This is a genomic window from Pseudomonas sp. CP4 (assembly GCF_047758505.1).
GTDB lineage: Bacteria > Pseudomonadota > Gammaproteobacteria > Pseudomonadales > Pseudomonadaceae > Aquipseudomonas > Aquipseudomonas fluorescens_AO.
In genome coordinates, this window is sequence record NZ_CP180489.1 from 5,004,910 (window position 1) to 5,026,975 (window position 22,066).

At 60.6% G+C, this 22,066-nt stretch carries 24 protein-coding genes; 21 read left to right on the top strand and 3 right to left on the bottom strand.

The genetic code is table 11. The features are described from left to right. Positions 1-91: 91 nt before the first annotated feature. The 21 genes from fabF to ACMYUN_RS22650 all read left to right on the top strand — a co-directional run bounded on the left by fabF (position 92) and on the right by ACMYUN_RS22650 (position 20,831). On the top strand, positions 92-1,336 hold the full coding sequence (gene fabF, locus ACMYUN_RS22550; RefSeq protein ID WP_038860467.1) for a beta-ketoacyl-ACP synthase II: 1,245 nt from the start codon (positions 92-94) through the stop codon (positions 1,334-1,336). Continuing rightward, positions 1,336-2,151, top strand: a complete 816-nt coding sequence (gene pabC, locus ACMYUN_RS22555) for an aminodeoxychorismate lyase (protein ID WP_415761811.1) — start codon at positions 1,336-1,338, stop codon at positions 2,149-2,151. The genes fabF and pabC overlap by 1 nt, the downstream gene beginning before the upstream one ends. 3 nt (positions 2,152-2,154) lie before the next feature. Continuing rightward, positions 2,155-3,336, top strand: coding sequence for an endolytic transglycosylase MltG (gene mltG, locus ACMYUN_RS22560; protein WP_415761812.1), 1,182 nt, complete (start codon positions 2,155-2,157; stop codon positions 3,334-3,336). A 19-nt stretch (positions 3,337-3,355) separates the two neighbouring features. Beyond that, on the top strand, positions 3,356-3,988 hold the full coding sequence (tmk, locus tag ACMYUN_RS22565; protein ID WP_039760153.1) for a dTMP kinase: 633 nt from the start codon (positions 3,356-3,358) through the stop codon (positions 3,986-3,988). Next, entirely contained in the window at positions 3,981-4,964 is a 984-nt protein-coding gene (locus tag ACMYUN_RS22570) for a DNA polymerase III subunit delta' (RefSeq protein ID WP_415761813.1), read from the top strand. The genes tmk and ACMYUN_RS22570 overlap by 8 nt, the downstream gene beginning before the upstream one ends. 42 nt (positions 4,965-5,006) lie before the next feature. Next, complete coding sequence (locus ACMYUN_RS22575; protein ID WP_016770983.1) at positions 5,007-5,363, top strand: PilZ domain-containing protein; 357 nt, start codon at positions 5,007-5,009, stop codon at positions 5,361-5,363. A gap of 15 nt (positions 5,364-5,378) precedes the next feature. Next, positions 5,379-6,170 (top strand): TatD family hydrolase, encoded by a 792-nt coding sequence (locus ACMYUN_RS22580; RefSeq protein WP_101156243.1) that lies wholly within the window; start codon positions 5,379-5,381, stop codon positions 6,168-6,170. 351 nt (positions 6,171-6,521) lie between these two features. Continuing rightward, positions 6,522-7,160 carry a TetR/AcrR family transcriptional regulator gene (locus ACMYUN_RS22585; protein ID WP_016770981.1) on the top strand — a complete coding sequence of 213 codons (639 nt, stop codon included), beginning with the start codon at positions 6,522-6,524 and terminating at the stop codon, positions 7,158-7,160. A gap of 138 nt (positions 7,161-7,298) precedes the next feature. Then, positions 7,299-8,267: a GTP 3',8-cyclase MoaA gene (locus ACMYUN_RS22590; RefSeq protein ID WP_415761814.1), complete on the top strand. Its 969-nt coding sequence runs from the start codon at positions 7,299-7,301 to the stop codon at positions 8,265-8,267. A gap of 165 nt (positions 8,268-8,432) precedes the next feature. Next, complete coding sequence (locus ACMYUN_RS22595; RefSeq protein ID WP_024013915.1) at positions 8,433-9,038, top strand: DUF4823 domain-containing protein; 606 nt, start codon at positions 8,433-8,435, stop codon at positions 9,036-9,038. Between the two features lie 14 nt (positions 9,039-9,052). Then, entirely contained in the window at positions 9,053-9,613 is a 561-nt protein-coding gene (locus ACMYUN_RS22600) for a DUF1285 domain-containing protein (protein ID WP_415761816.1), read from the top strand. Positions 9,614-9,806: 193 nt separating this feature from the next. Next, entirely contained in the window at positions 9,807-10,523 is a 717-nt protein-coding gene (locus ACMYUN_RS22605; RefSeq protein ID WP_039760144.1) for a FadR/GntR family transcriptional regulator, read from the top strand. A gap of 133 nt (positions 10,524-10,656) precedes the next feature. Further along, on the top strand, positions 10,657-11,532 hold the full coding sequence (locus ACMYUN_RS22610; protein WP_415761817.1) for an SMP-30/gluconolactonase/LRE family protein: 876 nt from the start codon (positions 10,657-10,659) through the stop codon (positions 11,530-11,532). A gap of 270 nt (positions 11,533-11,802) precedes the next feature. Further along, positions 11,803-12,621: an SDR family oxidoreductase gene (locus tag ACMYUN_RS22615; RefSeq protein ID WP_415761818.1), complete on the top strand. Its 819-nt coding sequence runs from the start codon at positions 11,803-11,805 to the stop codon at positions 12,619-12,621. A gap of 137 nt (positions 12,622-12,758) precedes the next feature. Next, on the top strand, positions 12,759-13,763 hold the full coding sequence (locus ACMYUN_RS22620) for a substrate-binding domain-containing protein (RefSeq protein WP_415761819.1): 1,005 nt from the start codon (positions 12,759-12,761) through the stop codon (positions 13,761-13,763). 53 nt (positions 13,764-13,816) lie between these two features. Continuing rightward, positions 13,817-15,364 (top strand): L-arabinose ABC transporter ATP-binding protein AraG, encoded by a 1,548-nt coding sequence (gene araG / locus ACMYUN_RS22625; protein ID WP_415761820.1) that lies wholly within the window; start codon positions 13,817-13,819, stop codon positions 15,362-15,364. Between the two features lie 12 nt (positions 15,365-15,376). Then, entirely contained in the window at positions 15,377-16,345 is a 969-nt protein-coding gene (araH, locus tag ACMYUN_RS22630) for an L-arabinose ABC transporter permease AraH (protein ID WP_039760239.1), read from the top strand. A gap of 186 nt (positions 16,346-16,531) precedes the next feature. Next, the gene (locus tag ACMYUN_RS22635; protein ID WP_129997374.1) at positions 16,532-17,245 is read left to right on the top strand and encodes a GntR family transcriptional regulator; all 714 of its coding nucleotides are present in this window, start codon (positions 16,532-16,534) and stop codon (positions 17,243-17,245) included. Next, positions 17,242-18,240 carry an ADP-ribosylglycohydrolase family protein gene (locus ACMYUN_RS22640; RefSeq protein WP_415761821.1) on the top strand — a complete coding sequence of 333 codons (999 nt, stop codon included), beginning with the start codon at positions 17,242-17,244 and terminating at the stop codon, positions 18,238-18,240. Before ACMYUN_RS22635 ends, ACMYUN_RS22640 begins: the two co-directional genes overlap by 4 nt. A 202-nt stretch (positions 18,241-18,442) precedes the next feature. After that, positions 18,443-19,909, top strand: a complete 1,467-nt coding sequence (locus ACMYUN_RS22645; RefSeq protein ID WP_039760131.1) for a purine-cytosine permease family protein — start codon at positions 18,443-18,445, stop codon at positions 19,907-19,909. Beyond that, positions 19,902-20,831 (top strand): PfkB family carbohydrate kinase, encoded by a 930-nt coding sequence (locus ACMYUN_RS22650; RefSeq protein ID WP_415761822.1) that lies wholly within the window; start codon positions 19,902-19,904, stop codon positions 20,829-20,831. The genes ACMYUN_RS22645 and ACMYUN_RS22650 overlap by 8 nt, the downstream gene beginning before the upstream one ends. 105 nt (positions 20,832-20,936) lie before the next feature. On the opposite strand, the gene ACMYUN_RS22655 is transcribed toward ACMYUN_RS22650, so the two are convergent. The 3 genes from ACMYUN_RS22655 to ACMYUN_RS22665 form a co-directional block, all read right to left on the bottom strand. Further along, positions 20,937-21,317 (bottom strand): Rho termination factor N-terminal domain-containing protein, encoded by a 381-nt coding sequence (locus ACMYUN_RS22655; RefSeq protein ID WP_024013908.1) that lies wholly within the window; start codon positions 21,315-21,317, stop codon positions 20,937-20,939. Between the two features lie 61 nt (positions 21,318-21,378). After that, entirely contained in the window at positions 21,379-21,636 is a 258-nt protein-coding gene (locus ACMYUN_RS22660; protein WP_024013907.1) for a hypothetical protein, read from the bottom strand. Between the two features lie 44 nt (positions 21,637-21,680). After that, positions 21,681-22,025 (bottom strand): hypothetical protein, encoded by a 345-nt coding sequence (locus ACMYUN_RS22665; protein ID WP_039760127.1) that lies wholly within the window; start codon positions 22,023-22,025, stop codon positions 21,681-21,683. Positions 22,026-22,066: the final 41 nt, after the last annotated feature.

Here is a 22,066-nt window from a genome sequence, read left to right on the forward strand (position 1 = left end):
TTGCTGTCATGGAAAAACCGCACTGCCATCATGGCGTGCGGTTTTTTCTTTAGGCCTGATGCAAAGTCGTCATTTGAAAAAGGAGAGTGCTGTGTCGCGTAGACGCGTCGTAGTCACCGGTATGGGTATGTTGTCGCCACTGGGCACGGATGTGCCGAGCAGTTGGCAGGGCATTCTGGCTGGCCGCAGTGGCATTGGTCTGATCGAACACACCGACCTTTCTGCCTATTCGACTCGCTTCGGCGGCTCGGTCAAAGGCTTCAATGTCGAGGAATACCTGTCGGTCAAGGAAGCGCGCAAGCTCGACCTGTTCATTCAGTACGGCCTCGCCGCAGGCTTTCAAGCCGTGCGCAACGCCGGTCTGGAAGTTACCGATGCCAACCGTGAACGCATTGGCGTGGCCATGGGTTCGGGGATTGGCGGTCTGACCAACATCGAAGAGACCAGCCGCACCCTGCACGAGACCGGTCCGCGACGGATCTCTCCGTTCTTTGTGCCTGGCTCGATCATCAATATGATTTCCGGCTTCCTGTCGATCCATCTGGGCGCACAGGGACCCAACTACGCCATCGCCACCGCATGCACCACCGGTACGCACTGCATCGGCATGGCGGCGCGCAACATCATGTACGACGAAGCCGACGTGATGATTGCCGGCGGTGCGGAAATGGCCGCCTGCGGTCTGGGCATGGGCGGCTTCGGCGCATCCCGTGCGCTGTCGACGCGCAACGACGAGCCGACCCGCGCCAGCCGTCCATGGGACAAGGGCCGTGACGGCTTTGTTCTGTCCGACGGTGCCGGTGCGCTGGTTCTCGAAGAGCTTGAACACGCCAAGGCCCGTGGTGCGACGATCTACGCCGAGCTGATCGGTTTCGGCACCAGCGGCGATGCGTTCCACATGACCTCGCCACCCGCCGACGGCGCAGGTGCCGCGCGCTGCATCACCAATGCGTTGCGCGACGCGAAGATCAATGTCGATCAAGTGCAGTACATCAACGCCCACGGCACTTCGACCCCGGCCGGCGACCTTGCCGAAGCCAACGCGATCAAGTCGGTGTTCGGCGATCACGCCTACAAGCTGGCGGTCAGCTCGACCAAGTCGATGACCGGTCACCTGTTGGGTGCGGCGGGTGCGGTCGAGGCGATCTTCAGCGTGCTGGCCATCAACAGCCAGGTGGCGCCGCCGACCATCAACCTCGATGAGCCGGACGAAGGCTGCGATCTCGATTTCGTCGCGCACACCGCGCGCAACATGGACATCGATGTCGTGCTGTCCAACTCCTTCGGTTTTGGCGGCACCAACGGCACCCTGGCGTTCCGCCGGTTCGCCGGCTGATGGACTGCTGGGTCGACGGTCAACCGGCTGACGCGCTGTCGCTGAAAGATCGCGGCCTGGCTTACGGCGATGGTCTTTTCGAGACCATCGCCGTGCGCAATGGTCAGCCGGTCCTGCTGGATCGGCACCTGGCGCGTCTGGCTGATGGCTGCGTGCGTCTGGCCATCGCGACCGATCTTGAGCTGATTTGCCATGAGCTGCTCAGCTATGCGGCAGCGCTGGGCGAGGGCGTGCTCAAGCTCATCCTCACACGTGGCGACGGTTTGCGCGGTTATGCGCCCGATCCTGCGGCACAGGCCCGACGCATTCTGCAAGGCAACCCGCCGGCCGCTTATCCTGCTGCTCACGCCGAGCATGGCATCCGCCTGTTTCCCTGCAATACCCGCTTGTCCACGCAACCTTTGCTCGCCGGGCTCAAACATCTGAATCGATTGGAACAGGTACTCGCCCGCGCCGAATGGCAGGACAGCGAACATGCCGAAGGCTTGATGCTTGATCAGGCCGGGCGCGTCGTCGAAGGCGTGTTCAGCAATATTTTTCTGGTGCGCGACGGTGGCTTGATTACCCCTGACTTGAAGCGCTGCGGCGTCGCTGGGGTGATGCGCGCGGAAATTTTGTTTCAGGCCGAGTCGCTGGCCATCCCCACGCAAATCGCCGATATCAGCCTCGAACAGCTGCAATGGGCTGATGAAGTGTTTGTCTGCAACAGCGTTTATGGCGTCTGGCCGGTACGCGCCTGTGCTGCACTGAGCTGGCCGGTTGGCCCGCTCACCCGTAAACTGCAAACCATTGCCCGCGCGCTACTGGATGCCTGATTCGTGAGACGTAAACTTTTGCTGCTGCTGGAAACCGGACTGGTTCTGGCAGGGCTGCTGTTGGGCGCCAGCGCCTGGAAAATTCATTCGGCGCTGGAACAGCCCCTGAACATCCCGCAGGAACAACTGCTGGATGTGCCGAAAGGCTCTACCCCGACCCGTACCTTCCTTGAACTCGAAACCGATGGCGTCATCAAGGACGCGTTCTGGCTGCGCGTCTACTGGCGCTTCAATCTTGCCGGCACGCCGATTCACAGCGGCGAGTACCGCATGCAGCCGGGCATGACCGTCAACGGTCTGATCGATTCGTGGAAGCGCGGCGACGTGGTTCAGTACAGCCTGACCCTGGTCGAAGGCTGGACTTTCCATCAGGTGCGCGCCGCGCTGGCCAAGGACGACAAGCTCGAGCAGACACTCAATGGTCTGAGCGACAGCGACGTCATGGCGAAGATTGGCCACAAAGGCTTGTTCCCTGAAGGTCGGTTTTTCCCGGATACCTATCGCTTCGTGCGCGGCATGTCCGATGCAGAGCTGTTGAAGAAAGCCTTTGATCGTCTCGATGAGGTGCTCGCCAAAGAGTGGGCGCAGCGTTCTGCCGATGTGCCTTACAGCGAACCTTATCAAGCGCTGATCATGGCCTCGCTGGTCGAGAAAGAGACCGGCGTTCCGCAGGAACGCGGCCAGATTGCCGGAGTGTTCGTACGGCGCATGGCGCTGGGCATGCAGTTGCAGACCGACCCGACGGTGATTTATGGCCTCGGCGACCGCTACACCGGCAAACTGACCCGCGCGCATCTGAAAGAACCAACGCCCTATAACACTTACGTGATTCCCGGTTTGCCGCCGACGCCGATTGCGATGGTCGGGCGCGAAGCGATTCACGCTGCGCTCAACCCGGTGGAAGGCAGCAGCCTGTATTTCGTCGCCCGTGGCGATGGCAGCCATGTGTTTTCCGATGATCTGGATGCACACAACAACGCAGTGCGCGAATACCAGCTCAAGCGCCGTGCCGATTACCGTTCCAGCCCGGCACCAGTAACCGCGCCGGCCACCGATGAGGCCATTCCGGCGGCCTCGCCGAATATCGCGCCCGAGGTGCTGCCCGAAGTGCCATCGAAAGCGCCGCCGCAAGATCCGGCGCCAGCCCAAGAACCGGACGCCGCTGCACCGCAGAACGCGCAATGACTTTGATGAAGGACTGCCTGTGACTGGCTTGTTTATTACCCTGGAAGGCCCGGAAGGCGCGGGCAAGAGCACCAATCGCGAATACCTCGCCGAGCGCCTGCGCGCCGCCGGTATCGAAGTGCTGCTCACCCGTGAGCCTGGCGGTACGCCGCTGGCCGAGCGGATTCGTGACGTGTTGCTGACCCCGGCCGACGAAGTGATGCACCCGGACGCCGAGCTGTTGCTGGTGTTCGCCGCCCGCGCGCAGCATCTGGCTGAGGTGATTCGCCCGGCGCTCGCTCGTGGCGCGGTGGTGTTGTGTGATCGCTTCACTGATTCGACGTACGCCTATCAGGGCGGCGGTCGTGGTTTGTCGCTGGAACGCATCGCCACCCTGGAAACGTTCGTGCAGGGCGACTTGCGGCCCGATCTGACCTTGATTTTCGACCTGCCCGTGGAAATCGGTCTGGCCCGCGCCAGTGCCCGTGGTCGACTGGACCGTTTCGAATTGGAAGGCCGGGCTTTTTTCGAGGCTGTGCGCAATGCGTTTCTGAAGCGCGCCGAAGCCGATCCTTCGCGCTATGTGCGCATTGATGCCGGTCAGCCACTGGCCAAGGTTCAACAATCGCTGGATACCCTGATTCCGAACTTGTTGGAGCTGGCCCGTGGCTGAGGCCTATCCATGGCAGGACAGTCTCTGGCAGCAACTGGCCGGACGCAGTCAGCATGCCCATGCGTATCTGCTGCACGGTCCGGCCGGGATCGGCAAGCGCGCACTCGCTGAACGCTTGATGGCCAGCCTGCTGTGTCAGCGCCCTACGCCTGAGGCATGTGGCGAGTGCAAATCCTGCTTGCTGCTCAAGGCCGGCAGTCATCCGGACAATTACATTCTGGAGCCGGAAGAGGCGGACAAGGCGATCAAGGTCGATCAGGTTCGTGATCTGGTCAGTTTCGTCGTGCAGACCGCGCAGCTTGGCGGGCGCAAAGTGGTGCTGATCGAGCCGGTCGAGTCGATGAACATCAACGCTGCCAACGCCTTGCTCAAAAGTCTTGAAGAACCGTCGGGCGATACGGTTCTGCTATTGGTCAGCCACCAGCCGAGCCGTTTGTTGCCAACCATCAAGAGCCGTTGCGTGCAGCAGGCCTGCCCGCTGCCGGGCGAAGCAATGAGTCTGCAATGGCTGGAGCAAGCGTTGCCGGAATGTTCCGAAGAGGAGCGCGTCGAACTGCTGACGCTGGCCGCCGGTTCGCCGTTGATGGCGGTCAGCCTGCAATCCCAGGGTGTACGTGAACAGCGCGCGCAAGTGGTCGAAGGCGTGAAGAAGTTGCTCAAGGGCCAGCAGTCGCCGACGCAACTGGCCGAGGAGTGGAAGAGCATTCCGATGCTGCGCCTGTTCGACTGGTTCTGCGACTGGTCGAGCCTGATCCTGCGCTATCAACTGACTCAGGACGAAGCGGGCCTCGGCCTGGCCGATATGCGCAAGGTTGTGCAATACCTGGCGCAAAAAAGCGCGCAGGGCAAAGTGCTGGAAATTCAGGACTGGATTCTCGCCCAACGGCAGAAAGTGTTGAGCAAGGCCAACCTCAATCCGGCCCTGTTGCTGGAAGCATTGTTGGTGCAATGGGTGGGATTGCCTGGTCAAAGATAAGAATGTGTACCTAGACTCTGAAGATCAGCAGTGGAGGTGAACATGATTGAGCCTGTCAGCCCGGGGCCACGTAACGGCATCTTGTCCCTGACCATCAAGGACAAGTCGGTGCTTTACGCCGCCTACATGCCGTTCATCAAGAATGGTGGTCTGTTCATCCCGACCAACAAAAGCTACCGGTTGGGCGACGAGGTGTTCATGCTGTTGCACCTGATGGATGAAGCGGAAAAAATTCCCGTCGCCGGCAAAGTCGCCTGGATCACCCCCAAAGGTGCACAAGGCAATCGCGCCGCCGGTGTCGGCGTGCAGTTCAACGACGGCGACGACACTGCGCGCAGTCGCATCGAAACTCATCTGGCCGGAGCGCTGAAATCCGACCGTCCCACTCATACGATGTAAGTTGCAGTCCCTTTTATGCTCGTAGATTCCCATTGTCACCTTGATCGTCTCGACCTCGCCGCCCATGACGGCTCGCTGGATGCCGCACTCGCTGCGGCCCGCGAGCGTGGGGTCGGACACTTTCTGTGCATCGGCGTCAGCGCCGACAACGCCGCCGACGTCAAAGCCCTCGCTGAACGTTATGACGATGTCGATTGTTCGGTCGGTGTGCATCCGCTGGATGTGCAGCCGGGCGCGGCGCCAGCGCTGGACTGGCTGCTGCACGAACTCAATCACCCGAAAGTGGTGGCGATCGGCGAAACCGGCCTCGATTATCACTACGAGCCGGAGGCCGCCGAGCTGCAGCAGGAATCGTTTCGCCTGCACCTGCAAGCGGCGCAGCAGACCGGCAAACCGGTGATCATCCACACCCGTGGCGCCCGTGCCGACACCCTCGAACTGCTGCGCGAAGCGGCGTTGCCACAGGCCGGTGTGTTGCATTGCTTCACTGAAGACTGGGACATGGCCAAAGCGGCGCTGGACATGGGTTATTACATTTCCCTCTCGGGCATCGTCACGTTCCGCAATGCCGACGCCTTGCGTGACGTGGCGAGCAAAGTGCCGGCCGATCGCCTGCTGGTGGAAACCGACTCGCCGTACCTCGCGCCGATCCCGTATCGCGGCAAGCCGAACCTGCCGCAGTACGTGCGCGAAGTCGCGGAGTTTCTGGCGATGTTGCGCGGTGAAAACTACGAGCGCTTTGCCGAGCAGACCACGGAAAACTTCAAGAGATTGTTCCCGCTGGCGAGTGTTAAATCTGCCCTGTGACGGCAGGCCAAATCGCAGGCAAAAAAAACCCGGGTTCTGGGGGGTGAATCCGGGTTAAGACCATTAGGAGTAAAACAAAGGCACGCGGTCCGTTGGTACCTTTACCGGCGCGACACTTGGGGGAGATGTCGCCCGACAGTTCAAGTATTGATCAGTCTGGCGTGCAGTCCAGTGAGCCGGTCGGGGTTTTTAAACAAATTTGGAATACGTTCGCTTCAATTGAGTTCTCATTGCACTCCAATCGTTCTCGAAATGAACAAGAAACACAGATTTGGTCGATGAACCGTGCTTTTTTGCGCAAGTTAGGCATAATACGCGGCTTCGAATTTTGACCCTTCAGACCTTTTTCTTATGCATAAAGAACCTCGTAAGGTCCGTGAATTTCGTCGCCGCGAGCAGGAAATTCTCGATACCGCGCTCAAGCTGTTCCTCGACCAGGGTGAAGACAGTGTCACCGTCGAGATGATTGCTGATGCCGTGGGTATCGGCAAAGGCACGATCTACAAGCACTTCAAATCCAAGGCCGAGATCTACTTGCGCCTGATGCTCGACTACGAGCGCGATCTGAACGAGCTGCTGCATTCCGCTGATGTCGACAAGGACAAGGAAGCACTGTCCCGCGCCTACTTCGAATTCCGCATGCGCGACCCGCAGCGCTATCGCCTGTTCGACCGCCTCGAAGAGAAAGTGGTCAAGGGCAATCAGGTGCCGGAGATGGTCGAGGAGCTGCACAAGATCCGTGCCTCGAACTTCGAACGCCTGACGCTGTTGATCAAGGGTCGCATCAGCGAAGGCAAGCTCGAAGACGTGCCGCCGTACTTCCACTACTGCGCATCCTGGGCGCTGGTGCACGGCGCGGTGGCGCTGTATCACTCGCCATTCTGGAGCAATGTGCTGGAAGATCAGGAAGGCTTCTTCCAGTTCCTGATGGACATCGGCGTGCGCATGGGCAACAAGCGCAAGCGCGACCCGGAAACGCCGAGCACATAAGCCATTCAGCGGACTGATTGCGCCGTGTTTTCGCAACATGGCGCAATAGCACAGGAATATACTCAGGCATAGGGCTTGCTAAAACCTGATTTCTCAGTCAAGTTTTGCTCGCACGACTTTCTTTCGCCGGAGTGTTTCATGATCGTTGACCGTCAAGGCAGGCGTTTTCGCAATCTGCGCATCAGCCTGACCTCTGCCTGCAATTACGCCTGTACCTACTGCGTGCCCAACGGCAAGCGGTTGGTCGCTGCGCAGGATGAACTGTCGGCCGAAGCCATGGCGCGCGGCGTCGAATACCTGATCGAAGCGGCCGGTATCGAGCGCCTGCGCATCACCGGCGGCGAGCCACTGGTCAGCCCCAAACTCGAATCGTTCATGACTGCCGTCGGCCATATGGGCCTCGACGACATCAGCTTGACCACCAACGGTCAACTCCTCGCGAAAAAACTGCCGCTGCTGGTCGATGCCGGTCTGCGCCGGATCAACGTTTCCCTCGATACCCTTGATGCCGCTGCTTTTCGCAGCATCGCCCGTGGCGGCGACCTGGCCAGCGTGCTTGATGGCATGGATCAGGCTGCCGCCGCCGGGATGAAGATCAAGGTCAACATGGTGCCGTTGCGCGGGCAAAACCTCGCTCAGGTCATGCCGCTGCTCGACTACTGTCTGGAGCGCGGCTTTGAACTGCGCTTCATCGAGCTGATGCGCATGGGCCATCTGGCCAAAGATTCCAACGCATTCCTGCAGCAGTTCGTCAGCCTTGAGCAGTTGCTCGGCCTGATCGGCGAACGTTATGAATACGCCCAGACCGACGCACCGGTTGATGCCACAGCGGTACGCTACGCGATTCCCGGTCGCGGCAATTTCGGGGTGATCGCCAACGAAAGCGTACCGTTCTGCCGCACGTGCTCGCGCTTGCGCCTGTCGTCTACCGGTTGGCTGCATGGCTGTTTGTCGTCGAGCAACCGCCACTATGTCGGCGATCTGCTCGACAAGCCGCGCCATCAGGCGTTGCCGGCGCTGCAACGGTTGCTGGTCAAGGCGTTGAGTGACAAGCAGGAGGTGGCGTTCTCCGGTGGTGCTACTGTCATGAAGATCATTGGCGGCTGATCGACCGCCTCCGCGACAGGCTCGCTCCCACATTTGGAATGCATTTCAATCGTGGGAGCGAGCTTGCTCGCGAATGCCTCTATCACTGAATTTGCCGAGCTGGCGCAAAAGCTGCATCCAACGGCCATTCGCCGGTTTTCCGACACCGGCTTCTGGAGGAATAGGATGCGTAGCCTGGTTTTGCTGCTGGCCGTTTTGGCGCTTGGCGGCTGCATGAATGTCAGCGATATGGCCGAAGGCACTCGCTATCACATGAGCGATGCGGGGCTTCTGGACCACAGCGACAGCCGCCGGGTGAACAATATCCGCATTCAGCCGGACTCGTTCATCTTCATCGCCCAGGGCGCGTTCGCGCCGCCGGGTGGTTCCTATCCACGGCCGAACGTGGTCGCCGAAGAAGCCTTCAAGGGCTTTGTCGAATACTTCCCGATGGTCCGCCGCGCCCGTGCGCCGGAAGGCCTCGATCAAGCCATGGGCGAAGCCCGTGATGCCGGCGCGCATTACCTGCTCTACACACGTTTCGCCAAGGCTGACGACCGCATCGGCAACTCCGACGAGTGGCTGGATCAAGAGGCGGTGGATCGCCTCGGTATCGACGGCGGCGTGATTCAGATCATGTTGATCGAGACCAGCACCCAGTATTTGATTGATACTGCACGGATCAAGAGTCGTGGCGGTTTACTGACGTTCCATGACTCCAAACCCGAAGACCTCATCGGTCCGCCGCTGGCGCAATACGCACGCAGCCTGCTGGGGATCGGCGACCAGTAATCAAGGAGTACGCCATGAGTGACCCGCAAACAGCCAATGACCTGCTGGGGCAGATCCCCAAGACCAAAGGCCTGCCACCGGTGCATTTGTGGAACCCGGATTTCTGCGGCGACATCGACATGCGCATCGCCCGTGACGGCACCTGGTATTACCTGGGCACACCGATCGGGCGCAAGCCGATGGTCAAACTGTTCTCCACCATCATCCGCCGCGACGGCGATGATTACTTCCTGATCACCCCGGTCGAGAAGGTCGGGATCAAGGTCGATGACGCGCCGTTTGTGGCGGTTGCGGTGGAAGTGGAAGGCGAGGGCGAGGCGCAGGTCTTGCGCTTTACCAGCAACGTCGAGGAAACCATCGAGGCGGGGGCTGAACATCCGATCCGCGTCGAGATCAATCCTGAGACCCAGGAGCCTGCGCCTTATGTGCATGTGCGCAGTAACCTTGAAGCGCTGATTCACCGCAATGTGTTTTACCAGTTGGTGGAACTGGCGGTGAGCCGCGAGCTCGATGGTCAGCGCTGGTTGGGCGTGTGGAGTGGCGGCGAGTTCTTCCGCATCGGTCTCGAACCTTAAAACACATCACTTTCGTGGGAGCGAGCCTGCTCGCGAACGCGGTGTATCAGTCGCAATCATTGTTGACTGGCACGACGCTTTCGCGAGCAGGCTCGCTCCCACAATGGTTTGTTCAAGCTGAAAAAAATCCGATTGACTGTTAATTGTATGATGATTAGCGTAGGCACCCATCGCGATTCGCCTTGAGGTGTACATGTCCAGCAGCTTTCATGCGTCGACCGTTGACTGGCTGGGCAGCTGGATTGCTGCCGGTCAGGTCAAGCCGGGGCAGACCATCAAGGTCGAGGCGGATCTGGGCGAGCAGCTTGGCGTCAGCCGCACGGTGATTCGCGAAGCCATCAAAACCCTCGTCGCCAAAGGCATGCTCGAAGTCGGGCCGAAGGTTGGCACGCGAGTGTTGCCGGTGCGGCGCTGGAATCTGTTCGATCCGCAGGTAGTGGGTTGGCTGTCGCGCAACGGCTTGCCGGAAAACTTCGTCGATGACCTGCTGGATTTGCGCCGCACCATTGAGCCGATGGCGGTGCGCTGGGCCTGTGAGCGGGCGACGCCGGAGCAGATCGAAGCGGTGCAACTGGCCTTCAACGCACTGGAACGTGCCGTCGACAGCGGCATCGACTACAACCGTGCCGACCAGGCCTTCCACGAATGCATCCTGGCCGCCAGCCATAATCAGTTCATCGAACAAATGGTCCCGGCCCTCGGCGCGTTGCTGGCGGTGTCGTTCGAAGTCTCCGCCGCCGACCCCGATGAACTGCGCCGCACCTTGCCGATCCATAAAGACATGGCCGACGCCATCGCCGCGCGCGATTCGACCCGTGGCGTGTGGGCGTGCATGACCTTGATCGACAACGCCGACCTGGCGATAAAACGCTTTTACCCGAAAGTCATGGCCGACCGAAAAGCCAGCTGAACACCGAGATCCCCTGAAGGAGTGAGCCTGTTCGCGATAGCGGTGTATCAGCCGACATCATGGCACTGAACCACCGCTATCACGAGCAGGCTCACTTCTACAATGCGCACAACAAGAACATGAAGGATTCCAGATGACCTGCACCGCCCTGACCCAACACCGCGCGCAACTCGGCGAAGGCCCGTTCTGGGATGCGCCGACCCAGGCGTTGTACTGGGTCGATATCGCTGGCAAACAAGCGTTGCGCCTGATCGGTCAGAACGTGCAGATCTGGCAGATGCCCGAGCACATCTCCGCCTTCATTCCCTGCGCCAGCGGAGATGCGCTGGTCACGCTCAGCAGCGGTGTCTATCGACTGGATCTCGATTCACCGGGCCTCGAGCCACGGTTGACGCTGTTCTGCGTCGCCGACCCGCAACCGGGCAACCGCCCCAACGAAGCCCGTTGCGATGCCTTGGGCCGGTTGTGGTTGGGCACCATGCAAAACAACATCGGCGAGCATGGCGAGGATCTGCCGCTGGTGCGCCGTTCCGGTGGCCTGTTCCGTATCGATCCCGATCAACGCGTGACACCGCTGCTGCTCGGTCTGGGCATCCCCAACACTTTGTTGTGGAGCGATGACGGCACCACGCTGCTGTTTGGTGAAAGTCTGGACAGCACGCTCAATCGATATTTCATCCGCACCGACGGCAGTCTTGATGCACCGCAGGTGTTTTACTCGTCCGATCAGAATGGCGGCCCCGATGGCTCGGCGATGGACGCCGAAGGCTACGTGTGGAATGCACGCTGGGACGGCAGTTGCCTGCTGCGCCTGACGCCGGACGGGCAGGTGGATCGCAAAATCGATCTGCCGGTCAGTCGCCCGACCAGTTGCGTGTTTGGTGGCGAAGACCTGAAAACCCTGTTCATCACCAGCGCCAAGAGTCCGCTGAATCATCCACTGGATGGTGCGGTGCTGAACATGCGCGTTGATGTTGCAGGAAAAGTCTGTACGCGTTTTGCTGGTTAAATCCCAAAATATGGGATGCAAAATTATATATTGAGATTATTTGGCGGTCGGGTTTATAGTCGGCTCCAGCAGTAACACGCACTCACACTTAAAAAGAACAAAACAGGTGAAGTGATGCAGCGAATTCTTGTCGCCCGCGCAAGCGGGATCCGCCTTTCGCCACGGCTTGATGCCGTCGGCGACGCTTGCCTGTTTGTTTTCCCGAGCCGTCAGAACCGGACATCCACCGATGTCCGGTTTTTTTGCGCCTGCGTGCAGGAGGCTTGAGACATGGCTGAAGCGCTGACATTGCCGCCAGTGCCGGCTCCGCCTAAAGGCGAGCGCCTGAAAGACAAGGTCGTGCTATTGACCGGGGCAGCTCAGGGTATCGGTGAAGCCATCGTCGCCGCCTTCGCCTCGCAGCAGGCCAAATTACTCATCAGCGACATCCAGGCCGACAAGGTCGAGCAGGTCGCCGCGCACTGGCGCGATCAGGGCCATGACGTGCAGGCGCTCAAGGTCGACGTATCGAATCAGCAGGATCTGCATGCCCTGGCCCGACGCGCCATGGAATTGCATGGCCGCATCGATGTGCTGGTCAACTGCGCCGGGGTCAATGTGTTCCGCGATCCTTTGCAGATGACTGAAGAAGACTGGCACCGCTGCTTCGCCATCGATCTGGACGGCGCCTGGTATGGCTGCAAAGCGGTGCTGCCGCAGATGATCGAACAGGGCGTGGGCAGCATCATCAACATCGCCTCGACCCATTCCAGCCACATCATTCCAGGCTGCTTCCCGTACCCGGTGGCCAAGCACGGCTTGCTCGGCCTGACCCGTGCACTCGGCATCGAATACGCGGCCAAGGGTATTCGCGTCAACGCCATCGCGCCGGGCTACATCGAAACGCAACTGAACGTCGATTACTGGAACGGCTTTGCCGATCCCCACGCCGAGCGGCAGCGCGCCTTTGATCTGCATCCGCCCAAGCGCATCGGCCAGCCGATCGAAGTGGCAATGACCGCAGTGTTTCTGGCCAGCGATGAGGCACCGTTTATCAACGCTTCGTGCATCACCATCGATGGTGGTCGCTCGGTGATGTACCACGACTGAACAAAACGGATCTCCAGCGCTGAACTACGCTTGAAATCCAATCATCATACGATATGACTATTTTCAACCAGCTTCACTGAGAACACGCTTCAACGCTTTTCAAACCTTGCTCAAAAAAAATAACAAGGAGTCATCTGATGAAACGTCGTTTCGGGATTCGTACCCTCTGCAGCACTGCCCTGGCGGTCACTGCGTTCAGCCTGAGCAGTGCGCTGCTTGCCGCCGACGCAGTGAAGATCGGTTTTCTGGTCAAACAGGCCGAAGAACCGTGGTTCCAGACCGAATGGGCTTTTGCCGAAAAAGCTGCCAAGGACAAAGGCTTTGAACTGATCAAGATCGCTGTGCCGGATGGCGAGAAGACCCTCTCGGCGATCGACAGTCTGGCCGCCAACGGCGCCAAGGGTTTTGTGATCTGCCCGCCGGACGTGTCCCTCGGCCCGGCCATCATGGCCAAAGCCAAGATCAACGACCTGAAAGTGATTGCCGTCGACGACCGTTTTGTCGACGCCAATGGCAAATTCATGGAAGACGTGCCGTACCTGGGCATGGCCGCATTTGAAGTCGGCCAGAAACAGGGCGCTGCCATGGCTGCCGAAGCGAAGAAGCGTAACTGGGACTGGAAAGACACCTACGCGGTGGTCAACACCTACAACGAACTCGACACCGGCAAAAAGCGCACCGATGGTTCGGTCGATGCCCTGAAGAAGGCCGGCATGCCGGACGACCACATCCTCTTCGCCGCACTGAAAACCCTCGACGTGCCGGGCAGCATGGACGCCACCAACTCGGCGCTGGTGAAACTGCCGAGTGCGGCGAAAAACCTGATCATCGGCGGCATGAACGACAACACCGTGCTCGGCGGCGTGCGCGCCACCGAAGCGGCCGGTTTTGCCGCGAGCAACGTGATCGGCATCGGCATCAACGGCACCGACGCCATCGGCGAGTTGAAAAAGCCTAACAGCGGCTTCTTCGGTTCGATGCTGCCTAGCCCGCACATCGAAGGCTACAAGACCGCCGAGATGATGTACGAGTGGATCACCGCCGGCAAAGAGCCGCCGAAGTACACCGCCATGGATGACGTCACCCTGATCACCCGCGAAAACTTCAAGCAAGAGCTGGAAAAAATCGGCTTGTGGAACTGAGGCAGCGACGGCCCGGGCAGCCGGGCCGTTTTTCGGTGTGAAGAGGTGGCTTTATGCACGCGCAAGTACAGACACAAGAACAATACGGCGCCAGCGGCAGCCTGCGCTTCAACGGGATCGGCAAGACCTTTCCCGGCGTAAAAGCGCTCGACGGCATCAGCTTCGTCGCCCACCCCGGTCAGGTTCATGCCTTGATGGGCGAGAACGGTGCGGGCAAATCGACCCTGCTCAAGATTCTCGGTGGCGCCTACATTCCGAGTAGCGGCGAACTGCAGATCGGCGAGCAGGCGATGGCGTTCAAGTCGACTGCCGACAGCATCGGCAGCGGCGTCGCGGTGATTCACCAGGAACTGCATCTGGTCCCGGAAATGACCGTGGCCGAAAACCTGTTTCTCGGCCATCTGCCGGCCAGTTTCGGCTTGATCAATCGCGGTGAGCTGCGCCAGAAAGCCTTGAATTGCCTGAAAGGCCTGGCCGACGAAATCGATCCGCAAACCAAGGTCGGCCGCTTGTCACTGGGCCAGCGGCAGTTGGTGGAAATCGCCAAAGCGCTGTCGCGCGGCGCCCACGTCATCGCTTTCGACGAACCGACCAGTAGCCTCTCGGCGCGCGAGATCGATCGCTTGATGGCGATCATCGGTCGCCTGCGCGACGAAGGCAAAGTGGTGCTCTACGTGTCCCATCGCATGGAAGAAGTCTTCCGTATCTGCGACGCCGTCACCGTGTTCAAGGACGGCCGCTACGTGCGCACCTTCGATGACATGAGCCAGTTGACCCACGATCAACTGGTGACCTGCATGGTCGGTCGCGACATTCAGGACATCTACGATTACCGCCATCGCCCGCGTGGCGCCGTGGCGTTGAAAGTCGACGGCCTGCTCGGCCCGGGCCTGCGCGAGCCGATCAGTTTCGAAGCGCACAAAGGCGAAATCCTTGGCCTGTTCGGGCTGGTCGGGGCAGGGCGCACCGAGCTGTTCCGCCTGCTCAGTGGGCTGGAGCGCAACACCGCCGGACGCCTCGAACTGCGCGGTCATGAGCTGAAACTGCGCTCGCCGCGTGACGCGATTGCCGCCGGCATTCTGCTGTGCCCGGAAGATCGCAAGAAGGAAGGCATCATCCCCTTGGCCAGCGTCGCCGAGAACATCAACATCAGTGCCCGTGGTGCGCATTCCGGGCTCGGCTGCCTGATTCGCGGTCTGTGGGAAAAGGGTAACGCCGACAAGCAGATCAAAGCCCTGAAAGTGAAAACCCCGCACGCCGGCCAGCAGATCAAATTTCTCTCCGGCGGCAATCAACAGAAGGCCATCCTCGGCCGCTGGCTGTCGATGCCGATGAAAGTCCTGCTGCTCGACGAACCGACCCGTGGCATCGACATCGGCGCCAAGGCCGAGATCTACCAGATCATCCATAACCTCGCCGCTGACGGCATTTCGGTGATCGTGGTGTCCAGCGACCTGATGGAAGTGATGGGCATTTCCGACCGCATCCTGGTGCTGTGTGAAGGCGCTCTGCGCGGCGAAGTCAGCCGCGACCAGGCCAATGAATCCAACCTGCTGCAACTGGCTTTGCCACGCCACCGCGCTGACGGCGTGGCGAACTGAGAGGTGACTATGATGACTACGCAAAACGAAACCCTGCCGACCGAGCGCAAACCGTTGGACTTGCGGCGCTTCCTCGATGACTGGGTCATGCTGCTGGCGGCGATCGGCATCTTTGTCGCCTGCACACTGCTGATCGACAACTTCCTCTCACCACTGAACATGCGCGGTCTGGGCCTGGCGATTTCCACCACCGGCATTGCCGCGTGCACCATGCTGTATTGCCTGGCATCCGGGCACTTCGACCTCTCGGTCGGTTCGGTGATCGCCTGTGCCGGCGTCGTCGCGGCGGTGGTGATGCGTGACACCAATAGCGTATTTCTCGGCGTCAGCGCGGCACTGGTGATGGGCCTGATCGTTGGTTTGATCAACGGCATCGTGATTGCCAAATTGCGCGTCAATGCCTTGATCACGACGCTGGCGACCATGCAGATCGTGCGCGGCCTGGCCTATATTTTCGCCAACGGTAAAGCGGTCGGTGTGTCGCAGGAATCCTTCTTCGTGTTCGGTAACGGCCAGTTGTTCGGCGTGCCGGTGCCGATCCTGATCACCATCGTATGCTTCCTGTTCTTCGGCTGGCTGTTGAACTACACCACCTACGGGCGCAACACCATGGCCATCGGTGGCAACCAGGAAGCGGCGCTGCTGGCGGGCGTCAACGTTGACCGGACCAAGATCATCATCTTCGCCGTGCACGGTGTGATCGGTGCGCTGGCGGGTGTGATTCTGGCGTCGCGGATGACTTCCGGGCAGCCGATGATTGGTCAGGGTTTTGAACTGACGGTGATTTCTGCCTGCGTATTGGGCGGGGTTTCGCTGAGTGGCGGTATCGGCATGATCCGCCATGTGATTGCCGGGGTGTTGATTCTGGCGATCATCGAGAATGCGATGAACCTGAAGAACATCGATACGTTTTATCAGTATGTGATTCGCGGTTCGATTCTTTTGCTGGCCGTGGTCATCGACCGCTTGAAACAACGCTGACACAAGCACTTCCCTGTGGGAACGAGCCTGCTCGCGAAGGCATTGGCACATCCAGCACTGATGTGTCAGGGATCCCGCCTTCGCGAGCAGGCTCGCTCCCACAGTTGATCGCGCCATTCCTGCCTTTTGTCATCTCCCTTAAATAATTCTTGCTCGTCAGCGACCGTTTCGGTTATCAATTTGTACATGATTAGACAGGTACGATTCGACAAGAAACAAAGGGTGGTCGACGAACTCGTCCGACGCATCGAAAGCGGCCTCATGGAGGACGGCTTTCTGTTGCCCGGCGAACACCAGTTGGCTCAAGAATTCCAGGTCAGCCGTGGCACCTTGCGTGAGGCGCTAGCCGAACTGAAGCGGCGTAAATACATCGCCACGCAGAGCGGTGTCGGCTCCATCGTCACCTTCGACGGTGTCGCCCTGGATCAGCGCAGCGGCTGGGCGCAGGCGCTGGCCGACAGCGGGGCGCTGATCAATACCGAAGTGTTGCGCCTCGAAGCCGTGACCCGCCCGGATCTGCTGGTGCGTTTTGGCACCGATCAATTCATCACCCTCGACCGTCGCCGGCGCGCCACCGACGGTACGCTGGTGTCTCTGGAACGATCCTTGATGCCGGCCAACGGCGGCCTGGAAAGCCTGCCTCGCGTCGGTTTGATCGACAATTCCCTGACTATCACCCTGGCCGCCTACGGCTACATCGGCGAGCGCGGCGATCAGTGGATCGGCGCCGAGCCGCTGAATGCCGAAGACGCCGAGCTGCTCGGTCGCCCGGTCGGCACGGTGTTTCTCAAAGCCCTGCGCACTACTTACGACCGGCAGAACCGTTTCATGGAACAGGTCGAAAGCCTGCTCGACCCGGTGCACTTTCGTCTGCACCTGCAATTCGGAGAATCGAAATGACCGCGCTCAATCGTGCGCTTGGCGCTTTCTATGGTCTGGCCCTGGGTGATGCGTTGGGCATGCCGACGCAGTCGCTCAACCGCGAAACGATCAAAGCGCGCTTCGGCCAGATCACTGATCTGCAAGATGCAGGTCCCTTACAACCGATCGCCGCGAACATGCCCAAAGGCTCGATCACCGATGACACCGAGCAGGCGATTCTGGTCGGTGAATTGCTGGTCGAAGGCCAAGGCCGCATTGAGCCGGCGGTCCTCGCTCAGCGCTTGATCGAATGGGAAGCCGAGATGCAGGCCAAAGGCTCGCAGGACTTGCTCGGCCCCTCGACCAAACGCGCCATTGAAATGATCCTCGCCGGGCACTCCCCGGAAGAAGCCGGGCGCTACGGCACCACCAATGGCGCAGCCATGCGCATCACCCCGGTGGGGATTGCTGCGAACGTGGCCGATCCGCAGCGCTTCATTGCGGCGGTCGTGCAAGCGTGCCAAGTGACGCATAACACCACGCTGGGAATTTCCAGTGCGGCGGCGGTGGCGGCGGTGGTCTCCGCTGGCATCAACGGCGTTGATCTGGGCGAGGCGCTGAACCTCGGCCAGCAGATCGCCCAGCAGGCTGAAGCCCACGGGCACTGGGTCGCTGGCGGGCGCATGGCGTCGCGCATCAGTTGGGCGCGCAGTATCAGCGTCGACAGTGACAAAGCACTGCTGGCGGATCTGCTCTACGACGTGATCGGTACATCGGTGGCGTCGCAGGAGTCGGTGGTGGTTTCATTCGCACTGGCCCAACAAGTGGCCATCGGTGAGATGACGGCATTCGAGGCGTTGTGCATGGCCGCCAGCCTCGGTGGCGACACGGATACCATCGCGGCGATTCTCGGCGCCATGCTCGGGGCCTGCCTGGGGCTTGAGTGCTGGCCGGAGCCGATGATCGAGACGGTGAAAGCTGTTAATCATCTGCAGCTTGAGCCGTTGGTACAGGGGCTGTTGGCCTTGCGTTGACTGGCTGGCCTCTTCGCGAGCAGGCTCGCTCCCACAATTGGAATGCATTCCCTTGTGGGAGCGAGCCTGCTCGCGAAAGGGGCGGCGCATTTCTAAAGAATTCACACAGCAATGGATCGCACAGACAGGCCTCGGAAGGCCAATTGTCTTGTCGTTTTGCATCATTGCCACAACCACAAAAAAGGCAAACAGGAGCATCTTCATGAGTTCATCAACCGCCGGGCAAAGCGTCGGGCAATTGGAAACCCGGGGCATCGAGCCGGTGCCGGAAGCCGAGTGCAACGGTCATCCGTTGCAGCTGTTCTGGGTCTGGTTTGCGGCCAATATTTCCATCCTCGGCCTGCCGCTGGGCGCCACGCTGGTGGCGTTTCGCGGGTTGGCGATCTGGCAGGCGATCATCGTCGCGATTCTCGGTGCTGCCGGTTCGTTTGCGGTGGTCGGGATCATCTCGATTGCCGGGCGACGTGGCCGCGCGCCGAGCCTGACGCTGTCCCGGGCAATTTTCGGCGTGCGCGGCAACATCGGCCCGACGCTGGTTTCGCTGATGTCGCGTCTGGGTTGGGAAACCGTCAACACCACTACCGCAGCCTTCGTGCTGCTGTCGCTGTGTTCGATCCTGTTCGGCTCGCCGGTCGAGGCGAAAAGTGCGCCGATACTGACGCTGATCTTTATCGCCATCTTCGTCCTGCTGACCTTGTCGGTGTCCGGCCTCGGCCACGCGACCCTGCTGGTGATCCAGAAGTGGGCGACGTACGTGTTCGGTGCGCTGAACATTCTCGTCGGCGGTTTTCTCTGCGCGACCATCGACTGGAGTGCGGTATTCAACGCCACGCCAGCACCGCTGAGCGCAATGATCATCGGCATCGGCACCATGGCCGCTGGCACCGGCATCGGTTGGGCCAACGCTGGTGCCGACATGTCGCGCTATCAGCATCGCAGCGTCAAGGCTGTGCGCCTGGTGGCGTCGGCGGCGTTCGGCGCGGGCATTCCGCTGGTGCTGCTGATCACTCTCGGCGGCTTGTTGTCGGTGGGCAACAATGACCTGGCGTCGGCGACTGACCCGATCGTGGCAATCCGCGACATGCTGCCGACGTGGATGGCCGTGCCGTACCTGATCACCGCGTTCGGTGGCCTGCTGCTGTCGAACAACCTGTCGGTGTACTCCGCTGGCCTGACCACGCTGACACTGGGCCTGAAGGTCAAACGCGTCTATGCGGTGGTGGTCGACATCGTCGCGATCTTCGCCGGCTCGATCTACTTCATGCTGATCGCCGACAGTTTCTACGGTCCGTTCATTACCTTCATTTCCCTGCTGGCGGTGCCGATCACTGCGTGGGTTGGGATCTTCGTGGTCGACCTGATTCACCGTCACTACTACAGCCCCAACGACCTGCTCGACGTCAGCCCGAGCAGCGCCTACTGGTATCGCGGTGGCATCGAGTGGCGCGCGTTTGGCGCCTGGGCGATCGCCATCGTCCTCGGTTTCAGCTTCACCACCATCGGCACCACGGCAGAAAATGTCTGGTTCAAGGGCTTTCTCTCCGACTCCTGGCTAGGCCACAACGGCCTCGGCTGGATCGTGACCTTCGTCGTCGCTGGTGGCCTTTACCTGATACTGGGCGGCGCGAAAGATCGTCGCGCCGCGCAACCCGAGAATGCTCATGCCTAAGATGTTGCACACCGGCCAGGTCATTATCGACCTGGTCATGGCCGTGGAAAAACTGCCGCAGATTGGCGGCGACGTGCTGGCGCAGTCGGCGGGGTTCGAAGCCGGCGGCGGTTTCAACGTGATGGCCGCTGCGGTGCGTAACGGTCTGCCGGTGGTCTACCTCGGTCGCCATGGCACGGGGCGTTTCGGTGACCTGGCGCGCCAAGCGATGCAGGCGGAAGGTATCGGCATCGGCATCCGCGAACCGGCCGAGCGCGACACTGGTTTGTGCGTGGCGCTGACCGATGCCTCAGCTGAACGCAGTTTCATTTCCTACATCGGCGCCGAAGGCGAGGTGACCGAGGACGATTTGAACAGCGTGGCTGCCGAGCCTGGCGATTACGTTTATCTCAGCGGCTACAGCCTGCTGCACGAGGGCAAGGCGCAGGCGTTGCTCGACTGGACGCTGGCGCTGCCGGCGGCGGTCAATGTGGTGTTCGACCCGGGGCCGTTGGTGGAGTCGCCCGATGCGCCAATGATGCAGGCGTTGCTGCCGCGCATTGATGTGTGGACCAGCAACAGTGTCGAGGCGCTGCGCTTTGCCGGCGCTGATGAGATTGGCTTGGCAATGGATCGGCTCGTGGAACTGCTACCGGAAAAAGTGCTGATGGTGGTGCGCGATGGACCGCAGGGTTGCTGGATTCAACAGCGTGGCGAGCGTCGACAGGTGCCGGGGTTTGCTGTGAAAGCAGTGGACAGTAATGGCGCTGGTGATGCGCATGCCGGGGTGTTTGTGGCCGGATTGGCGCAGGGGCTGGAGGCACCGGAAGCGGCGCGGCGGGCCAATGCGGCGGCGGCACTGGCGGTGACGCGCTGGGGGCCGGCGACATCGCCGGGAACGGCGGAGGTGGATGCTTTTATCCGCGCGTCTTGCGGTGACTGATAAATGGCTTTCGCGAGCAGGCTCACTCCTACAGGGGAACGCATTCCAACTGTAGTAGTGAGCCTGCTCGCGATAGGGCCATCACATACGCTGAAAGATCTGGACCTAGCCCGCCTTGCGCAACGCCTCGATCAACTCCTGCTTGCGCATCGACGAGCGCCCCGGAATGTTCTTCGCTCGGGCTTCCTTCATCAGGCTATCGACAGTCTGCGTGTCCTTGGAAGTTTCGCTGTTGCGCGAATGGCCCTTGCGACTCGCCACCGCGCGGCGCGATGACTCTTTGCGATCTTCCGACTTGGCACTCGCAGGCTTCTTGCGCCCCGAGCCACCGGACTTCTCGCCGCCACCGGACTGCTTGTTCACCGTCGCCCAAGCGCGAGCCTCAGCCTCATCTTTCGACACGCCCTTTTTCTCGTAGCTGTCTTCGATGTGTTCGGCTTTACGCTTCTGTTCACTGGTGTATTTGTCTTTGCTTCCACGAGGCATGGGATTTCTCCTCAAGTTGCGGATCCGGCCGCTCGCCGCTTCGACGGCGAGCGGCGTGGCACTACTGCAGATCCAGTTTGCGCGCCGCTTCGACGCCGGCAGAACTGAGCTTGATCGGCAGGTTCAGCGAGTGTTCGCCCGCTTCGCTCAAGGTCACATGACCATGATGAATCAGCCCGCGATCCTGCAGGGCGGCGAGGGCGCTGGCCACGACTTTCTCGCCCCGGTAATTGTCCAGCACCTCCTTGCCCAAGCCGTTGGGATGCGCGTGCAGCAGGCGGGTGAGGACTTCTTTTTCCAGGTCTTTGTCGACGTTCATGGTTACCTCTTCATGGGAGTGAATAGGGCGCTCGCGTCGGCGAACTACTGACCGGCACCTTCGGAACCGGAGCCACCTGTGGTGGTTTTCGAACCGACACCCGGGCCGGCGTTGTCAGGGGAAGTAGCAGGAGAATCAGGTGTATTCATGCCGCCCTGGCGCCCCGGATCGCTGCCCTGAGTACGCGGATCGGTGCCAGTGGCGGGTGGCTGATTGATCAACGGCACGCCGGAACCATCGGTGTTCATTCCGGGGGCGCTGTTGATAGCGGGCGCGCGTGGCGGGGTCGGATCGGTAGGGCCAGTGCCCGCTGCCGTGGACGAGGCGGCGAACACCGCAGGGCAGAGCAGGGCGCTAAAGACTAAAGCGGTCAACCTTGACGGGATCATAGGGCTTCTCCAGTGATTGGAATCCTTACACTGGGTTGGTC